At 72.8% G+C, this 14,090-nt stretch carries 9 protein-coding genes; 3 read left to right on the top strand and 6 right to left on the bottom strand.

Features of this window, described 5'->3' with window-relative positions; all coding sequences use genetic code 11:
• Window positions 1-129 precede the first annotated feature (129 nt).
• Window positions 130-639, top strand: coding sequence for a GNAT family N-acetyltransferase (locus ACGFX4_RS18335; RefSeq protein ID WP_393075075.1), 510 nt, complete (start codon window positions 130-132; stop codon window positions 637-639).
• On the opposite strand, the gene ACGFX4_RS18330 is transcribed toward ACGFX4_RS18335, so the two are convergent.
• Window positions 623-1,840, bottom strand: coding sequence for an MFS transporter (locus tag ACGFX4_RS18330; RefSeq protein WP_393075072.1), 1,218 nt, complete (start codon window positions 1,838-1,840; stop codon window positions 623-625). The genes ACGFX4_RS18335 and ACGFX4_RS18330 overlap by 17 nt on opposite strands.
• 73 nt (window positions 1,841-1,913) lie before the next feature.
• On the opposite strand from ACGFX4_RS18330, the gene ACGFX4_RS18325 reads away from it, so the two are divergent.
• Window positions 1,914-2,876, top strand: a complete 963-nt coding sequence (locus tag ACGFX4_RS18325; RefSeq protein WP_393075069.1) for a DUF5937 family protein — start codon at window positions 1,914-1,916, stop codon at window positions 2,874-2,876.
• Here ACGFX4_RS18325 and ACGFX4_RS18320 read toward each other — a convergent pair.
• A complete protein-coding gene (locus ACGFX4_RS18320; protein ID WP_393075066.1) occupies window positions 2,869-3,792 on the bottom strand; it encodes an NAD-dependent epimerase/dehydratase family protein in 924 nt (307 codons plus the stop codon). The genes ACGFX4_RS18325 and ACGFX4_RS18320 overlap by 8 nt on opposite strands.
• A gap of 95 nt (window positions 3,793-3,887) precedes the next feature.
• Here ACGFX4_RS18320 and ACGFX4_RS18315 point away from each other — a divergent pair, with 95 nt between their 5' ends.
• The gene (locus ACGFX4_RS18315; RefSeq protein ID WP_393075063.1) at window positions 3,888-4,589 is read left to right on the top strand and encodes a TetR/AcrR family transcriptional regulator; all 702 of its coding nucleotides are present in this window, start codon (window positions 3,888-3,890) and stop codon (window positions 4,587-4,589) included.
• 472 nt (window positions 4,590-5,061) lie between these two features.
• Here the strand turns inward: ACGFX4_RS18315 and ACGFX4_RS18310 are convergent, their stop codons facing one another.
• The 4 genes from ACGFX4_RS18310 to gltB form a co-directional block, all read right to left on the bottom strand.
• Window positions 5,062-6,519, bottom strand: a complete 1,458-nt coding sequence (locus ACGFX4_RS18310) for an aldehyde dehydrogenase family protein (RefSeq protein WP_393075060.1) — start codon at window positions 6,517-6,519, stop codon at window positions 5,062-5,064.
• A gap of 59 nt (window positions 6,520-6,578) precedes the next feature.
• Complete coding sequence (locus tag ACGFX4_RS18305; RefSeq protein ID WP_393075057.1) at window positions 6,579-7,448, bottom strand: helix-turn-helix domain-containing protein; 870 nt, start codon at window positions 7,446-7,448, stop codon at window positions 6,579-6,581.
• A 324-nt stretch (window positions 7,449-7,772) separates the two neighbouring features.
• Entirely contained in the window at window positions 7,773-9,233 is a 1,461-nt protein-coding gene (locus ACGFX4_RS18300) for a glutamate synthase subunit beta (protein WP_393075054.1), read from the bottom strand.
• Window positions 9,226-13,821 (bottom strand): glutamate synthase large subunit, encoded by a 4,596-nt coding sequence (gene gltB, locus ACGFX4_RS18295; RefSeq protein ID WP_393075051.1) that lies wholly within the window; start codon window positions 13,819-13,821, stop codon window positions 9,226-9,228. Before gltB ends, ACGFX4_RS18300 begins: the two co-directional genes overlap by 8 nt.
• Window positions 13,822-14,090 lie beyond the last annotated feature (269 nt).

Here is a 14,090-nt window from a genome sequence, read left to right as displayed (position 1 = left end):
CCCGCGGCGGCCGGTCCCCTCCGGAGGGTGGGGGCCGGCCGCCGCGGCGCGCCCGGAACGGGCGGGCACGGGCCCCGGCCCGCGGCGTACGCTGACCGCCAGTCCAGTACCGAGCGTTGGGGGAAGACCGTGATCGAGACCGAGCGACTGGTCGTCCGGCTCTGGGAGCCGTCGGAGCGGGAGCGGGCGTTCGACATCTACTCGCGCTGGGAGGTGGCCCGCTGGCTCGGCGCCGAGCCCCGGGCGCTGCAGGAGCCGGCGGAGGCGGACGCCCTGATCGGGCGGTTCCGGGACCGCTCGGCGGACCCCCGGTACGGCCTGTGGGCGGTGGAGGTCCGGGAGACCGCCGTGGTAGCGGGCACCGTACTGCTGATGCCGCTGCCGGGCGGGGACGGCGAGGTGGAGGTCGGCTGGCACCTGCACCCGGACTCCTGGGGGCACGGCTGGGCGACCGAGGCGGCGCGGGCCGTGGTGGCCAAGGGCTTCGCGGACGGCCTCCCGGCGATCCACGCGGTGGTCCGCCCAGGCAACGAGCCGTCCGCCGCGGTCTGCCGCCGGCTCGGCATGGCGCCGGTGGGCCGCACCGACCGCTTCTACGGCGTGGAGTTCGAGGAGTTCCTGCTCAAGCGTCCGCAGTAGGCACGCCGAGGCGTTCCAGCAGCAGCAGTCCGGGCACCGCGGCCAGGCCCAGCGCCCCGAGGAAGACCCACGGCCACGCCGGGCCCAGGCCGAGCAGCAGGGTGAACAGGCCCGGCGCGAGGGCCTGCCCGAGCGTCCAGGCGAGCTGGTTGACGGCGAGGTAGCGGCCGCGCAGCCCGGGTGCGGCGAGCCGGACGGTGAGCTCCTCCTTGTACGGGGTGGCCACCGTCTCGGCGAGGTTGTAGACCAGCATCGCGGCGAACACCCCGGCGAGCACGGCCCAGCCGGGCGCGGCGGCGACCGCGGCGAAGCCGGCGAAGGCCAGCACGTTGAGCAGCGACCCGGCGGCCACCACCCGGGTCGGCCGGTACCGCCTGAGCAGCCGGGCGACGGCGGTCTGGGTGAGCACCACCTGGACGCTGTTGAGCACCAGCAGCGAGCCCGCCAGCCACGCCGGGCGGTGCAGGCCCTCGGTGAGGTAGACGGCGAGCAGCAGGCCGAGCACCAGCGAGGCGAAGACGAACGCCAGGTTGACCGCGACCAGCAGCAGGTAGCGGCGGTCGCGCAGCACGGTCCGGTAGCCGCCCGCGGCGGCGGCCCGCGCGGCGGGCGGGACGGCGGCCGGGCGCCAGGCGAGCAGCAGTCCCGCCGCCACGGCGTAGCTGAGCGCGTTCAGCAGCACGGTGAGCCGCAGGCCGTCCGTCCCGCCGACGGCGAGCAGCAGGGCGCCGAGCGCGCCGCCGACCGCGAGGCCCGCGTTGCGCAGCGAGCCGACCAGGGCGAACCAGCGGGGGCGCTGCCCGGGTTCGGCGGCGAGCACGACCAGGCCGGTGGAGGCGGTCCAGTACGCGGCGGTGCCGATCTGGGCGAGCAGCACCACGGTGACGATCTGCCAGACCTGCCGGGCGCCGAGGAAGCCGGTGTAGGCGAGCGCGGACCCGGCGTTGGCCCAGGCGGCGACCGGGCGGGCGCCGTACCGGTCGACCAGCGGGCCGGTGAGGACCGCGGTGGGAAGGGCGAGCAGCCGGGCGAGGCTGATCGCGGCGCCGACCGCGGTCAGTGTCAGGTCGGTGGTGCGAGCGAACCAGACGACGGTGAAGGCCAGCAGCAGGCCGCTGCCGAGGCTGTCGATCAGGTGGGCGCCGAGCAGGTGGTGCGGGCCGTGGACGCGCGGGCGCCGGCCGAGGATCGCGGTGGTCATGGGGCGATCCTCGGGCGCTCGGCTAGGGTGGCCCAGAGATTTCGTCCTGGTCGAATCCTCGGAGAGGAAAGCGGTGCTCAGCTGGGAGTTCTCGGCGGCCGACCTGGCGCTGACCCGGTTCGCCCACTCGCCGCTGTGGGAGGTGGTGACCAGCCTCCAGGTGCTCAAGGAGCCGGGGGCGCACGCCGTCCACCTGCCCTGGGTGCGGACCGCCCGCGCGGCCCTGGCGGGCGTGGAGTTCGGGCTGCTGTCGGCGCTGGTACCGGTCCCGAGCGTCGCGGTGCCGGACTTCCTCACGCCGGTGCCCGCCGGCTACGCCCCCACCCTGGACGAGGAGTTGGCGCAGCTCGTGGTCACCCCGCCGGAGCAGGTGCGGGCCGACCTGGCGGGCCTCGACGCGCCCGCCGCGCTGCTCGCCGATCCGGCGGCCGGCCTGGAGCGGCTCGCGGCCGAGATCCGCGCCTACTTCGCGGCGGCGCTGGAGCCCTCCTGGCCGCGGATCCGGCGGCTGGTGGAGGGCGAAGTGCTGCGCCGGGCCCGGCAGATGTCCACCGGCGGCCCGGCGGCACTCTTCGCGGACCTGCACCCGCGGGTCACCTGGGCCGACGGCACGCTGCGGATCGCCCACCGCTGGTACCGCGCCGAACGGCGGCTGGACGGCGGGCGGGGGCTGGTCCTGGTGCCGGCGGTGTTCGCCTGGCCCGGCGTCTGGTCGCAGGCCAAGCCGCCGTACCGGCCCGGCCTGGTCTACCCGCCCGCCGGGGTGGCGACCCTGTGGGAGAGCGCCCCGGCCGCCCCGGCGGCGCTCGCCGGCGTGCTCGGGGAGACCCGCGCCCGCCTGCTGGCCGCACTCGCCTCCCCCGCCTCGACCACCGAACTCGCCGCCCGTCTGGGCCTGTCCGCGCCGAACGTCTCCCACCACCTGACCGCGCTGACCGCGGCCGGCCTGCTGGCCCGCCACCCCACCGGCCGCACCGTCCTCTACCTGCGCACCGCCGTCGCCGAGCACTGGCTCGCCGCCGGGGGCCTCAGCTGACCCCCGCCAGGGTGTCGGCGAGCACCTCGCTCCACGGGGTCGGCCCGAACCCGAAGTGCGCCTCGGTGGCGGCGGACTCGGCGACGAACGGCCGCTCGAACTGGTAGACCGTCTCCCGGACGGCCCGCGCCGCCGGGTTGAACAGGCCGGCCAGCGCCAGCACCGGGCCCGGCATCCGGCCGACCTTCACCTCGGGACGCCCGGCCGCCGCGGCCAGGTCGGCGAGGACCTGGCGCTGGCTGCGCGGCGGCCCGCTCGGGGTGTGCCACGCCCGGCCCCACGCCCGCTCGTCGGCCGCGGCGGCGACCAGCAGCCGGGCCGCGTCCCCGGTGTACGCCCAGGTGTGCGGCGCGTCCGGGTCGCCCAGCACCTGGACCGACTTCCCGGCCAGCACCCGCTTGAACGCCCGGTTGTCGAGCATGCCGACCGCTCCGGCGCCCAGGTAGTCGGACGAGCGCACCTCGGTCGCGCGGATCCGCCCCGCCCGGTGGAGCTCCTCCGCGTCCTGCCACATCCGGGCCCGGATCCGGCCCTTCTCCGAGTTCGGCCGCAGCGGGGTGGTCTCCGTCATCGGCCCGTCGACGGCGCCGTAGCCGTACAGGTTGCCCACCGTCGCCAGCACCGCACCGCTGCTCTCGGCGGCGGCCAGCAGCGCGGCGGCGATCGGCGGCCAGTCGCTCGCCCAGCGGTGGTAGGCCGGGTTGGCGCAGTTGTAGAGCACGTCGGCGCCGCGGGCCGCCTCGGCGAGGGCGGCCGGGTCCGCCGCGTCCAGCCGGATCCGGCGGACGCCCTCGGGCAGCGGCAGTGCGGTGCGGCCGCTGCGGGTGGCGACGGTGACCTGCTCGCCGCGCTCGGCGAGCAGCCGGGCGGCGGCGCTGCCGACCGGTCCGGCGCCGATGACCAGGTGGGTGCTCATGACGGACTCCCCTCAAATGGAGAACACTGTTCTCGATCGAGAACACTGTACTCGAATGTTGCGGGTGTTCTCCAGCGGCTGCCAGGATGTGCGGTATGTCCACCCCGCCGAAGGCCCCCACCGCCCGCGAACGGGCCAGGATCGAACTCACCAGGGACATCAAGGAATCCGCCCGCCGGCAACTCGCCGAACACGGCCCCGCCGGACTCTCCCTGCGCGCCGTCGCCCGCGACCTCGGCCTGGTCTCCGCCTCCGCGCTCTACCGGTACTTCCCCGGCCGGGACGCCCTGCTCACCGCGCTGATCGCCGACTCCTACGACGCCCTCGGCGACGCCGCCGAGCAGGCCGCCACCGGGCCCGCGACGCTACTGGAGCGCTGGCTCGCGATCGGGCACGCCGTCCGCGCGTGGGCACTCGCCCACCCGCACGAGTACGCGCTGATCCACGGCTCGCCCGTCCCCGGCTACGCCGCACCGGAGGACACCGTCGCCCCGGGCGTCCGACTGCCCTACCTGATCGGCGGACTCTTCTCCGAGGCCGCCGCGACCGGCCGCTACCGCCCCGCGGCCCACCCGCCCGCCGACGGAGCCGTCCACGACGCGCTCCGCCCCCTGCTCGACCGCCTGCCCCCCGACACCCCCGCCGACGCCGTCGTCGCCGGCCTCTCCGCCTGGACCTACCTGACCGGCGCCCTCTCCCTCGAACTCTTCGGCCACCGCACCCGCATCATCGCCGACCCCCACACCTACTTCGACCACGAACTCCGCCGCCTCGGCACCGTCCTCGGCCTCACCTGAACACACAACAGCCCCGGACCCACCCGAGCCCGGGGCACACCACCCATACAACGCCGAAAGCGAACCGGAGGCTCCACCAAGGCCCCCGCCGGAGGCGAATTCGTGGCCACCGAAGGCGAACCGGCGGCCCCGCGAAGACCCCCGACGGAGGCAAACCGGCGGCCCCGCCGAAGCCCCCACCGAAGGCGCACCGCCCCGCCGCCAGAGGCCCCCGCCGCAGGCGAATCCGGGCGCCGCAGCCACCTCGGCAGCCACCGAAGGCCCCCGCCGGAGGCGAACCGGCGGGCTCCCGCGAAGACCCCCGCCGGAGGCACCGCCCCGCCGTCGGAGGCCCCCGCCGGAGGCGCCACCCCCCGCGCCGGAGGCACCGCTCACCGCCGAAGGCCTCGCCGGAGGCGGATCCGGGCGCCGCAGGCACCTCGGCGACCGCCGAAGGTCCCGCCGGGGCAGGGTGTGGGGCCGGCGCCGGACGTCAGAACGGGAAGCGGGAGCGGCCGTGCTGGATGGATATCCACTTCAGCGTGGTGAAGGCGTCCACCGTCGCCTCGCCGTTGAGCCGTCCGACGCCGGAGTTCTTCTCGCCGCCGAAGGGGACGATCGGCTCGTCGTGGATGGTCCCGTCGTTGATGTGGATCATCCCGGTCTCGATCCGCTGCGCGAACCGCACGCCCCGCTCGACGTCCCCGGTGTGGACCGCGCCCGACAGCCCGAACGGCGTGTCGTTGGCGATCCGGACCGCCTCCTCCTCGCCGTCGAACGGCACCAGCAGCACCACCGGCCCGAAGATCTCCCGCCGCAGGATCTCCGCGTCCGCCGGCAGGTCGGTGAGCACGACCGGGTCGACGAGCGCCCCCACCGTCGCGCCGCGCAGCAGCACCGTCGCCCCGTCCGCGACCGCCCGGTCGACCTGTGCGGTGATGGCGTCCGCCTGGGCGGTGTTGATCAGCGGGCCGAGCTGGGTGGCCGGGTCCTGGGGGTCGCCGACCTTGAGGGTGGCGACCTTGGCGACGAACTTCTCGGTGAATTCGGCGATCAGCGAGCGGTCGACGAGCACCCGGTTGGCGGCCATGCAGACCTGCCCCTGGTGGGCGAAGCGGCTGAACACGGCGGCGTCGACGGCGTAGTCGACGTCCGCGTCGTCGAGGACGACGAGCGCGCTGTTGCCGCCGAGTTCGAGCACGGTCCGCTTGAAGTGGCTCGCGGCCACCGTCGCGACGTGCCGTCCGACCGAGTCGGAGCCGGTGAAGGAGATCACCTTGGGCACCGGGTGCTCGATGAAGGCGTCGCCGATCTCCGCGATGTCCGTCAGGACGACGTTGAGCAGGCCGGCCGGCAGTCCGGCGTCCTCGAAGATCTTGGCGATCAGGGTGCCGCCGGTGATGGGGGCGTCCTGGTGGGGCTTGAGCACCACGCCGTTGCCGAGGGCGAGCGCGGGTGCGACGGCCTTCATCGACAGGAACAGCGGGAAGTTGAACGGGCTGATCACGCCGACGACGCCGACCGGAAGCCGGTAGAGCCGGTTCTCCTTGCCGTCGGTGGGCGAGGGCAGGATCCGGCCTTCGGCCCGCAGCGACAGCTGCATGCATTCGCGCAGCATGTCCTTGGTGAGGGCGAGTTCGAAGCCGGCCTTCAGGTAGGTGCCGCCGAGCTCGGCGATGATGGTGCGGGTGATCTCCTCCTCGCGCTCCTCGATCAGGCGCAGTGCCCGTTCGAAGACCAGCCGCCGCGCGTACGGGTTGAGCCGGGCCCAGCCGCGCTGGGTGCGTTCGGCGGCGCGGTAGGCGAGGTCGATCTCCTCGGCGGTGGCGACGGTGATGGAGGCGAGCTTCTCCCCGCTGTACGGGTTGAGGTCGACGATGTCCCAGGAGCCGGTGCCGGGGCGCCATTGGCCGTCGATGTACTGCTGTGCGAGGTCCGCGAAGGAGGACATCTGATCCCTTTCAGCGCTGCAAGCGACCGAACTTGACGGATCATCATCCTAATGATGGATCAGCTCTCCCGGAGCACCCTCCGGACAAGATCCCGCGCCGGCCCGCCGACCACGGCGGCCTCGGCCAGCCGGTCGAGCGCCTCGGTGTACTCGGCGACCTCGACGGGTTTGTCCAGGTAGAGGGCGGTGGTGAACTGCTCCAGGTACACCACGTCGGGCAGGTCGTCCTCGGGGAAGCCGAGCACGGTGAAGGCGCCGCTGTCGGCGGCCAGCGCGCCCATGCCGAGCGGCAGCACGCGCAGGGTCAGCCAGGGCCGTTCGGCCAGCGCCAGCAGGTGCTCCAGCTGCTCGCGCATCACCTCGGGGCCGCCGCAGGCGCGGCGCAGCGCGGTCTCGTCCAGGATCAGGTCGACCCGGGCGGTGGTGCCGTCGGCGAGGAAGCGGCGCTGCCGGCCGAGCCGGACGGCGACCCGCCGGTCCAGCTCCTCCTCGCTCGCGGACGGGCTGCCGGCCCGCATCACGGCGCGCGCGTACGCCTCGGTCTGCAGCAGCCCGGGGACGAACTGGACCTCGTACCCGCGGATCCGGTCGGCGGCCTCCTCCAGGCCGAGGTACTGCTGGAACCAGGACGGCACCGCGTCCGTGAGCCCCTGCCACCAGGCGGGGGCGTTGGCCTCGCCGACCAGGGCGAGCAGCGCCTCGCGCTCGGTGCCCTCGGCGAGCCCGTAGAGGGTGAGCAGGTCGGCGACGTCGCGGGCCTTGAAGGCGACCCGGCCGAGCTCCATCCGGCTGATCTTCGACTCGGAGGCGCGGATCGAGTACCCGGCGTCCTCCCGGCTGACGCCGTGGGCCTCGCGCAGCCTCCGCAGGTGCGAACCGAGCAGCATCCGGCGCACGGTGGCACCACCACCGGTCTGTACGCCCGTCATCCCCGCCTCCCCTCAGGTCCGTCCCCGCGGCGTGAAGTCTGCCATCTCCCACCGACATTGGGGAGGGCCGTCTCCCATAGTGGCCGTGCGCATGCCACGGAGATGCCGTCACCGCACACGGAAAACACGAAACGGCGCCTGCCCCCAACTGGTCGGGGAGCGGACAGGCGCCGCGGGGACCGTCCCCGGCGGCTCTGGCGGGTCGGCTTCGTGCGGCCGGGCGGGCAGTGCGGGCCCGGCGGTTCAGGGTGAGGGATTTTGCTGCAGGTACTGCGGCTCAGGCAGTACCTGCAGGTACAGCGGGGTCGTGCGGTGACCCGCGGGTCAGACCACCAGGGGGCGGTCCGTCGGGCGGATCGGGGCGGGCAGCGGGGTCTTGCCACCCAGGAACTTGTCGACCGCCGCGGCGGCCGAGCGGCCCTCCGCGATGGCCCAGACGATCAGCGACTGTCCGCGGCCCGCGTCGCCGCAGACGTACACGCCGTCCACGTTGGTGGCGAACTTTCCGTCGCGGGCCACATTACCCCGAGCGTCCAGGTCGACGCCAAGCTGCTCCACCAGGCCGTTCTTGACGTCCGTGCCGGTGAAGCCCATGGCCAGGGTGACCAGCTGGGCCGGGATGGCGCGCTCGGTGCCGGGGACGGGCTCGAAGCGGCCGTCCTTGAACTCCACCTCGACCAGGTGCAGCTCCTGGACGTTGCCCTCCTCGTCGCCGCTGAAGTGGGTGGTGTTGACGGAGTAGATCCGCTCGCCGCCCTCCTCGTGGGCCGAGGTGACCTTGTAGGTCATCGGCATGGTCGGCCAGGGCTGGTGGCCGGGGCGCTCGTCGCTCGGCCGCGGCATGATCTCCAGCTGGGTGACCGAGGCCGCGCCCTGGCGGTGGGCGGTGCCGACGCAGTCCGCGCCGGTGTCGCCGCCGCCGATGACCACCACGTGCTTGCCCTTGGCGCTGATCGGGGAGTCGACGTAGTCGCCCTCCTGCACCTTGTTGGCCAGCGGCAGGTACTCCATGGCCTGGTAGATGCCCTTGAGCTCGCGGCCCGGGGCGGGCAGGTCGCGCGCGGTGGTCGCACCCGCCGCGATGACGACCGCGTCGAAGCGCGAGCGCAGGTCCTGGCCGGTGATGTCCTCGCCCACGTGGACGCCGGTGCGGAACCGGGTGCCCTCCGCACGCATCTGCTCGATGCGGCGGTTGATGTGGCGCTTCTCCATCTTGAACTCGGGGATGCCGTAGCGCAGCAGGCCGCCGATGCGGTCGGCGCGCTCGTACACCACCACGGTGTGGCCGGCCCGGGTGAGCTGCTGGGCGGCGGCCAGACCGGCCGGGCCGGAGCCGACCACGGCGACGGTCTTGCCGGACAGCCGCTCCGGGACCTGCGGGGTGACCCCGCCGCCGTCCCAGGCCTTGTCGATGATGGTGACCTCGACGTTCTTGATGGTCACCGCGTCCTGGTTGATCCCCAGCACGCAGGCCGACTCGCAGGGAGCCGGGCACAGGCGGCCGGTGAACTCCGGGAAGTTGTTGGTCGCGTGGAGGCGCTCGATCGCACCGGACCAGTCGTCCCGGAAGGCCAGGTCGTTCCACTCGGGGATGAGGTTCCCGAGCGGGCAGCCGTTGTGGCAGAACGGGATGCCGCAGTCCATGCAGCGGCCGGCCTGCTTGGTGATGATCGGAAGGAGGCTGCGCTCGACGTAGACCTCGTTCCAGTCACGGAGCCGGACGTCCACCGGACGGCGCTCCGCCAGCTGCTTGGGCGTGGTCAGGAAGCCCTTGGGGTCAGCCATGTGCCGCCTCCATCATCTTGCGAGTGGTCTCGGCCTCGGAGAGGCCATCGCGCTCAGCGGCGTCCTTGGCGGCGAGCACAGCCTTGTAGTCGGTCGGCATGATCTTGGAGAAGCGGGAGACGCCGCTGCCCCAGTCAGCCAGGAGTTCGGCGGCGACGGTGGAGCCGGTCTCCTCGTAGTGCTGCTGCACGGTGTCGCGCAGCCACTCGCGGTCGGCGGCGCTCGGGGCCTCGATGCCCACCATGCCGCTGTTGACGTTCGCCGGGCGCAGGTCCAGGACGTACGCGATGCCGCCGGACATGCCCGCCGCCAGGTTGCGGCCGGTCTCTCCGATGATCACGACCCGGCCGCCGGTCATGTACTCCAGGCCGTGGTCGCCCACGCCCTCGACGACCAGGGTGGCGCCCGAGTTGCGGACGGCGAAGCGCTCGCCGGCCTTGCCGCGCAGGTGGATCCGGCCCGAGGTGGCGCCGTAGCCGATGGTGTTGCCGGCGATCACGTGGTTCTGCGCGTCGGCCCCGATCGCGGCGGCGTCGCGCGCCGGGCGGACGATCACCACACCGCCGGAGAGGCCCTTGCCGACGTAGTCGTTGGCGTCGCCCTCCAGCCGCAGGGTGACGCCCTTCGGCACGAAGGCGCCGAACGACTGGCCGGCCGAGCCGGTGAAGGTGACGTCGATCGTCCCCTCCGGCAGGCCCTCGCCGCGGTACCGCTTGGTCACCTCGTGGCCGAGCATGGTGCCGACCGTGCGGTTGACGTTGCGGATCGGCAGCTGGATCCGGACGGCCTCGCCGCGCTCCAGGGCGTCCTCGGCCAGCTCGATGAGCTGGTTGTCGAGCGCCTTGTCGAGCGAGTGGTCCTGGCCGGTGGTGTTGTGCAGGGCCGCGCCCTCGGGCAGCTCGGGCACGTGGAAGAGCGGGGTCAGGTCGAGACCGGCGGCCTTCCAGTGGTCGATCGCGGCCTCGGCGTCGATGTGCTCGGCGTGGCCGACGGCCTCCTCGATCGAGCGGAAGCCCAGCTCGGCGAGGATCTCGCGGACCTCCTCCGCGATGAACTCGAAGAAGTTCACCACGAACTCCGGCTTGCCGGAGAAGCGGTCGCGCAGCACCGGGTTCTGGGTGGCGACGCCGACCGGGCAGGTGTCCAGGTGGCAGACGCGCATCATGATGCAGCCGGAGACCACCAGCGGGGCGGTCGCGAAGCCGAACTCCTCGGCGCCCAGCAGGGCGGCGATGACGACGTCGCGGCCGGTCTTCAGCTGACCGTCCGTCTGGACCACGATGCGGTCGCGCAGACCGTTCAGCAGCAGGGTCTGCTGGGTCTCGGCCAGGCCGAGCTCCCAGGGGCCGCCCGCGTGCTTCAGCGAGGTCAGCGGGGAGGCACCGGTGCCGCCGTCGTGACCCGAGATCAGCACCACGTCGGCGTGCGCCTTGGAGACGCCCGCGGCGACGGTGCCGACACCGACCTCGGAGACCAGCTTCACGTGGATGCGGGCCGCGGGGTTGGCGTTCTTGAGGTCGTGGATCAGCTGAGCCAGGTCCTCGATGGAGTAGATGTCGTGGTGCGGCGGCGGGGAGATCAGGCCGACGCCCGGGGTGGAGTGCCGGGTCCGGGCGACCCACGGGTAGACCTTGTGGCCGGGCAGCTGGCCGCCCTCGCCGGGCTTGGCGCCCTGGGCCATCTTGATCTGGATGTCGTCCGCGTTGACCAGGTACTCGGAGGTGACGCCGAAGCGGCCGGAGGCGACCTGCTTGATCGCCGAGCGGCGCGCCGGGTCGTACAGGCGCTCCGGGTCCTCGCCGCCCTCACCGGTGTTGGACTTGCCGCCCAGCTGGTTCATCGCGATGGCGAGCGTCTCGTGCGCCTCCATCGAGATGGAGCCGTACGACATGGCGCCGGTGGAGAAGCGCTTGACGATCTCGCTGACCGGCTCGACCTCGTCGACCGAGATCGGGGTGCGGCCGAGGCCGTCCAGCTTGAACAGGCCGCGCAGCGTCATCAGGCGCTCGGACTGGCTGTTCACCCGGTCGGTGTACTGCTTGAAGATGTCGTACCGCTTGTTGCGGGTCGAGTGCTGCAGGCGGAAGACCGTCTCCGGGTCGAACAGGTGCGGCTCGCCCTCGCGGCGCCACTGGTACTCGCCGCCGATCTCCAGCGCGCGGTGCGCGGCCGGGATGCCGGAGGCCGGGTACGCCTTGGCGTGGCGGGCGGCCACCTCCTTGGCGATCTGGTCCAGGCCGATGCCGCCGAGCTTGGTGGTGGTGCCGGCGAAGTAGCTGTCGACCAGCTCCTGGGCCAGGCCGATGGCCTCGAAGACCTGGGCACCGCGGTACGAGGCCACGGTGGAGATGCCCATCTTCGACATGACCTTCAGGACGCCCTTGCCGAGCGCCTTGATCAGGTTCTTGATGGCCTTGTCGGGCTCGATGCCCTGGACGAAGACACCCTGGGCGACCAGGTCCTCGACCGACTCCATCGCCAGGTACGGGTTGACCGCGCCGGCGCCGTAGCCGACCAGCAGCGCGACGTGGTGCACCTCGCGGACGTCACCGGCCTCGACCACCAGCGACACCTGGGTGCGCTGCTTGGTGCGGATCAGGTGGTGGTGGACCGCGGAGGTGAGCAGCAGCGAGGGGATCGGCGCGTGCTCGGCGTCCGAGTGGCGGTCGGAGAGCACGACGATCCGGGCGCCGTCGGCGATCGCGGCGTCCGCCTCGGCGGCGATCTCGGCGAGGCGCGCGGCCAGGCCGGCGCCGCCGCTGGCGACCTTGTACAGGCCGGACAGGGTGACGGCCTTGAGGCCGGGCTGGTCGCCGTCCGCGTTGATGTGGATCAGCTTGGCCAGCTCGTCGTTGTCGATCACCGGGAAGGTGATGCCGACCGAGCGGCAGTGCGACGGGGAGGCGTCGAGCAGGTTGCCCTCGGGGCCCAGGTTGGACAGCAGCGAGGTGACGAGCTCTTCGCGGATGGCGTCCAGCGGCGGGTTGGTGACCTGCGCGAAGAGCTGCACGAAGTAGTCGAACAGCAGGCGCGGCTTCTCGCTCAGCGCGGCGATCGGCGAGTCGGTGCCCATCGAGCCGAGCGCCTCGCCGCCGGTCTTCGCCATCGGGGCGAGGATGACGCGCAGCTCCTCCTCGGTGTAACCGAAGGTCTGCTGGCGGCGGGTGACCGAGGCGTGGGTGTGCGCGATGTGCTCGCGCTCGGGGAGCTTGGCGAGCTGGATCTGACCGGCCGCCACCCACTCCTCGTACGGGTGCTCGGCGGCCAGCTGGGCCTTGAGCTCCTCGTCCTCGACGATGCGGTGCTCGGCGGTGTCGATCAGGAAGACCTTGCCGGGCTGCAGGCGGCCCTTCTTGACCACGTTCTCCTGGGCGATGTCCAGGACGCCGACCTCGGAGGAGAGGACGACCAGGCCGTCCTCGGTGATCCAGTACCGGGCCGGGCGCAGGCCGTTGCGGTCCAGGACCGCGCCGATCTGGGTGCCGTCGGTGAAGGTGACGCAGGCCGGGCCGTCCCAGGGCTCCATCAGGTTGGAGTGGTACTGGTAGAACGCGCGGCGGGCCGGGTCCATGGTGGCGTGGTTCTCCCACGCCTCCGGGATCATCATCAGCACCGCGTGCGGCAGCGAGCGGCCGCCGAGGTGGAGCAGCTCCAGGACCTCGTCGAACGACGCCGAGTCGGAGTGGTCCGGGGTGCAGATCGGGAAGATCCGGTCCAGGTCGCCCGGGATCAGGTCAGTGGCGAGCTGGGACTCGCGGGCGGTCATCCAGTTCCGGTTGCCCTTGACCGTGTTGATCTCGCCGTTGTGCGCGACGAAGCGGTACGGGTGGGCGAGCGGCCAGCTCGGGAAGGTGTTGGTGGAGAACCGCGAGTGCACCAGGCCGACGGCGGAGGCGTAGAGCCGGTCCGACAGGTCGGGGAAGAAGGGCTCCAGCTGGCCGGTGGTCAGCATGCCCTTGTAGACGATGGTGCGCGCGGACAGCGACGGGAAGTAGACGCCCGCCTCGCGCTCGGCGCGCTTGCGGACCACGAAGGAGACCCGGTCCAGCTCGATGCCGGACTTGTCGCCGCCGGCGACGAAGACCTGGCGGAAGCGCGGCATCACGCTGCGGGCGGTGGCGCCCAGCAGGTCGGGGGTGACCGGGACGTCGCGCCAGCCGAGGACCGTCAGGCCCTCCTCGGCCGCGATGGCCTCGATCGTGGCGACGGCGGCGGCGTCGGCCGTGTCCTCGTCGGGGAGGAAGGCGATGCCGACCGCGTACGAGCCGACCTCGGGGAGCTCGAAGGAGACCTTGGAGCGCAGGAACGCGTCCGGGATCTGGGTCAGGATGCCCGCGCCGTCACCGGAGTCCGGCTCGGCGCCGGTGGCGCCGCGGTGCTCCAGGTTGCGCAGGACGGTCAGCGCCTGCTCGACGATCTTGTGGTCGGCGATGCCGGTCAGCGTGGCCACGAAGCCCACGCCACAGGCGTCGTGCTCGTTGCGCGGGTCGTACAGACCCTGGGCCGTGGGGCGTGCATCCGGAACGAGCGCGTACGGGCCGGAGGCCTGGGCGTTCTCGTTGGCGGAGTGCGTGGATGCAGACAGCATCGGCTCTCCCGTCGTCGTCTTTGGCAAGTGCAGGTGCAGAGGGACGACGTTGGCCCTGATGCGATTTCGTGCAGGTTACATGATGCCCAAGATCCCGCGAACTGGAATCCGTGGTCCATATGGCGGACAGAATCCGCAGGTCACGGGGGCGATGAGAGGACGCGCCACCTTGCGCGTCCCCACCAGTGTGCCCGGGGTCGGGCGGGGTGAAACAGGGGCGAAACGCTGCCGCCACACGAGGCGATCATGGGCTGCCTGCGATTCCATCC

The sequence above is a fragment of the Kitasatospora sp. NPDC048365 genome (assembly GCF_043200835.1).
GTDB classification, from domain to species: domain Bacteria; phylum Actinomycetota; class Actinomycetes; order Streptomycetales; family Streptomycetaceae; genus Kitasatospora; species Kitasatospora terrestris.
This window is presented reverse-complemented; position numbering and strand designations above follow the sequence as displayed.